Here is a 4,249-nt window from a genome sequence, read left to right as displayed (position 1 = left end):
CGGGACGGGTGCGGTTGTAAAGGCCCAAAACCTATTCAATAAGTCAGGTAATACCATGAAAGTTCTTACTCGAATTACATTATTGGTCGCAACAATTGCCCTTGTCGCCTGTAACAGCGACTCGGGGAGCAGCTCCAGCAGTGACTCCGAAAACGGGGGTTCCGGCAGCGGGTCTGGCGGCGGTTCGACCGGCATTGACGCAGTTTGGGCTATGACTGTCGAGGACGCTTCAGGGGATACCGAATTTGAAGCGGTTGCAGTGGGCTCGGATGGCAGTGTCTATGCCGTTGGCATCCAAAGTGGTATGGCGGAAGTTGACTATGGCTCTGGTGTGACCGCCCAGGGTGATAGTAATGGTTACAATGCCGCAATCGTCAAGTACAACTCGGACGGAGAACCCCAATGGGCGCGTTCTACAGAGGATGCCCCAAGTAGATCCAGGTTTCTTGCAGTCGCTGTCGATGGTGATGGCAATGTGTTTGCCGCCGGTTACCAGCGGGGAACGGGCGAATTTGATTACGGCAATGGTGTGACGGCTCAGTCCGATGCCGGGGGTGAATTTCCGGGCAATCTTGTATTGGTGAAATACAATGCCGATGGTGAAGCGCAATGGGCACGTACCGTCGTTGAATTTGGTGGGCAATCGTCTGACTCGCAAACTTCCATGTTTAATAGTCTTGCTGTTGATGCGGATGGTAATGTCTATGCCGCCGGCAGCATTGATGTGAGCAGTTACACCTTGTCCCAGACAGGAGATTCTGAGATCAGCGTAAGCGGATCTGGAGGCGGTGAGACCTTCCCCGTGCTAGTCAAATATGACACTGACGGCACCGCAAAGTGGGCGCGTTCCATTACCGGCTCGAATTATTCATCCGGTAATCCGCCTAGTTCCGAGTTTCATGCTGTTGCGGTAAGTGATGATGGCGATGTCTATGCGGTTGGTCGCCAGGGCCGTTCTCTTGAGCACCGGTATGGTAGCGGAGTCAGCGCGGAGGGGGATAACTCGGCGCGAAATGCGGTTATCGTAAAATACGACTCTGATGGCGATGCCCAGTGGGCCCGATCGGTTGAGGTGGCCAGTAGTCGGTCCGAATTCTACGCTGTTGCGGTGGATAGCAGTGGCCATGTGTATGCCGCAGGCTATCAGAGAGGAGATGGCGACTTTACATACGGAAATGGTGTTACCACCAGCGCCGGCACAGACACTAGTTCCAATGCTGTTCTGGTGTCCTATAACAGTGAAGGCGAAGCGCGCTGGGCACAGGCAGTCCAAACAGCGGAAGACGACTCTGAATTCCAAGGTGTTGCAGTGGATAGCAGTGGCACCATCGTTGCGGCAGGCTACCTGACGGGTTCCGGTTCATTCGGCTTTGGCAACGACGTCGAAGTTGACGGAGCGTCGGAAGACGAGAATGCCTTGCTGGTTGCCTTTGACGACGATGGCGTCGCGCAAGAGGCAAGAACGGTCTCGGGCGTGAGCTTCTCTTCGGAGTTCAATGGCGTGGCTGCCGATGGCTATGTCTATGCAGTAGGCTTCCAGGCGGGTGGCGAAAGCTTCGAGTATGGCGATGACGTTTCCGCCACCGGCAAGCTGGGTATCGACAATGCGGTGATTGTTAAGTATTGAGCATGACCGGGCCCATGTGTCGGACCGGCTCTCCTACGGTGCTTGTGCCCCGTAGGAGGCCACCCCGCTGGCCGATTTGAAAAGGCGGCTGCGCCGCCAAGCGCAGATAAATCAGCGCCTACAGGATACAGTGCCTCCGTTGTAGGCGCCGGCCTTGGCCGCGCTCTGGGGCGGCCATCCATCTGCACCTGCCCCCTTACAGATCCTTCACCAGTCTAAGTGCATCATAGATTGCCGCATGGGTGTTGCGCGACTCGACGGCATCACCAATGCGGAACAGCTGGAATGTGCCGTTATCATGGCGCACCAAGTTCTGCGGTCGGCCCGCGATCAGGTTATCGTAATCGACGGCACCGCCATTGCTGGAGTAGGGCTTGAGGTCGAAGTAGATATCGGCCATGGGCTGTGTGCCGTAGTTGACCACCACCTGATCAACGCGTCGTTCGTCGTTCAGTTCCTGATAATCGCTGGTGATGCGAGCCAGCAGGTCGTCACCACTGCGTTCGACGGATTTAAGTCGGTAGGTTGGTGTGAAGGTGACATCGAGTGGCTGCAGGGCTCTCATGTAGGGCACCAGCGTCATGGCCATGACCTCGGCCGAGAAGGTGCGGTCCGGCGTCATGATCTCGAGCTGGGCCCCGGTCCGGGCAATCTTTTCGGCTGCCTGCAGGGCCGGGTGATCCCCGGCATCATCGAACAGCAGCACCCGATTGCCGGGTTGGATGTGCCCCGAGAGAATGTCCCAGCTGCTGACCACCAGAGAGCTGCCCTCGGCAGGCTGGTCTTCAATGGGGTAGCCGCCGGTGGCCACTATCACAATGTCCGGATTTTCCCGCCGCACGTCGTCGGCCTCGGCCCAACAGTTGTAGCGGATCTCGACACCGAGCTTTTCGCATTGTGCCAACCGCCAGTCGATAATGGCGATCATGTCGCGGCGATGCGGGCTTTGTGCGGTGAGTCCGATCTGTCCGCCGGCCTCACTCATGGCCTCCAGCACCAGCACCTCATGCCCGCGTTCGGCGGCTACCCTGGCGGCCTCGAGCCCGCCGGGTCCGGCTCCGATCACCACCACTCGGCGTTTTTGTTCCGCCTTGGGGATGGTGTGTGGCATGGTGGTCTCCCGACCGGTGGCCGGGTTGTGAATGCAGTAGGCAGCCCCGCCCTGATAGATGCGGTCAAGACAATAGTTGGCGCCAACACAGGGGCGAATCTCGTCCTCACGGCCTTCGATGATTTTCTTCACGATATGTGGGTCGGCCATGTGCGCCCGGGTCATGCCGATCATGTCGACCTTGCCTGACTCGATGGCGTAGCGGGCCGTGCCCACATCCTGGATTTTTGCCCCGTGAAAGGTCGGGAAGTCGACCTGACGACGAATCTCCCCGGCGAATTCCAGATGCGGAGCGCTGGGCATGCCCTGAACGGGAATGACATCGGTCAGGCCGGGATCGGTATCGATATGTCCTCGCACCACATTGAGAAAATCTACCATGCCGCTGTCTTTCAGGCGCCGGGAGATATCCAGCCCCTCATCGGCGTTCAGCCCACCGGGCAGTTGTTCGTCGCCGGTATAGCGGACCCCGACAATGAACTCGGGTCCGACTCGGACACGAATGGCCTGCAATACGTCAAAGGTAAAACGCAGTCGGTTGTCCAGGCTGCCACCATAAGGGTCTTCCAGTGTATTGGTCAGTGGCGACCAGAACTGATCCATCAGGTGGCCGTAGGCCTGCAGTTCTATGCCATCCAGGCCGGCCGCCTGCATCCGCTCTGCCGCGTCGGCGTAGTCGCGAATCAACCGCTCGATATCCCAGTCCTCTGCTTGCTTGGGGAAGGCACGGTGCGAGGCTTCGCGATGGTGTGAGGCGGATACCGCCGGCAGCCAGTCTCCCTTGTCCCAGCGGGTACGACGGCCGAGGTGCGTCAACTGGATCATGACGGCTGTACCATGCTCGTGGCAGGCGTCTGTCAGCTCGCGCAGCCAGGGCACGACTTCATCCTTGTAGGCCAGGATATTGTTGAAGACCGGTGGGCTGTCTTTGGCCACTGCGGCCGAACCAGCTGTCATGGTCAGGCCGATACCCGCCCTGGCGCGCTCAACATGGTAGGCCCGATAGAGCTCCGTGGGCATGCCATCTTCGGGGTAGGCGGGCTCATGAGCCGTCATCATGAGGCGGTTTCGGAGTGTCAGATGCTTGAGCTGGAAGGGCTGCAGCAACGGGTCGTCAGCCATGGTGGTGTCTCCAAGTGCGTATGCAGGACAACACTAGCGCAGCGAGTCTGAAGCGTCAGCATTTTTTCCAGACCCATGGTGTGACCGCCGATGGCAGGGTAGGTATCTTCAATGCGGTGATTGTGTCTGTAGGAGGCCACCCCGCTGGCCGATTTGAAAAAGGGGCCTACGGCCCCATCGCGCAACGGGGTGCGCTCCTACTGACAGGCACAAAAAAGGCAGCCGTTTGGCTGCCTTTTCGAATTTGGAGCGGGAAACGAGATTCAACCGGCCGGCGTCCCGGTCGTGACCCCAACAAAAAAATAGCGGGGTCGCGATTATCGGGCATAAAAAAGGTTCATCGCGGAAGTGCGGGAAAATGATGGAGGGTGGCGGTAAATCCGGTTAGT

At 58.5% G+C, this 4,249-nt stretch carries 2 protein-coding genes; one reads left to right on the top strand and one right to left on the bottom strand.

Features of this window, described 5'->3' with window-relative positions:
- Positions 1-1,627, top strand: a 1,627-nt coding sequence (locus tag LAT62_RS16090) for a hypothetical protein (protein WP_293386215.1), incomplete at its 5' end; no start/stop codon positions are given.
- 196 nt (positions 1,628-1,823) lie between these two features.
- Here the strand turns inward: LAT62_RS16090 and LAT62_RS16085 are convergent.
- A complete protein-coding gene (locus LAT62_RS16085; RefSeq protein ID WP_293386213.1) occupies positions 1,824-3,860 on the bottom strand; it encodes an NADH:flavin oxidoreductase in 2,037 nt (678 codons plus the stop codon).
- Positions 3,861-4,249 lie beyond the last annotated feature (389 nt).

This window comes from Natronospirillum sp. (assembly GCF_022565775.1).
GTDB lineage: Bacteria > Pseudomonadota > Gammaproteobacteria > Pseudomonadales > Natronospirillaceae > Natronospirillum.
Note: the sequence above shows the minus strand (reverse complement) of the source record. Positions and strands in the feature narration are given on the sequence as shown.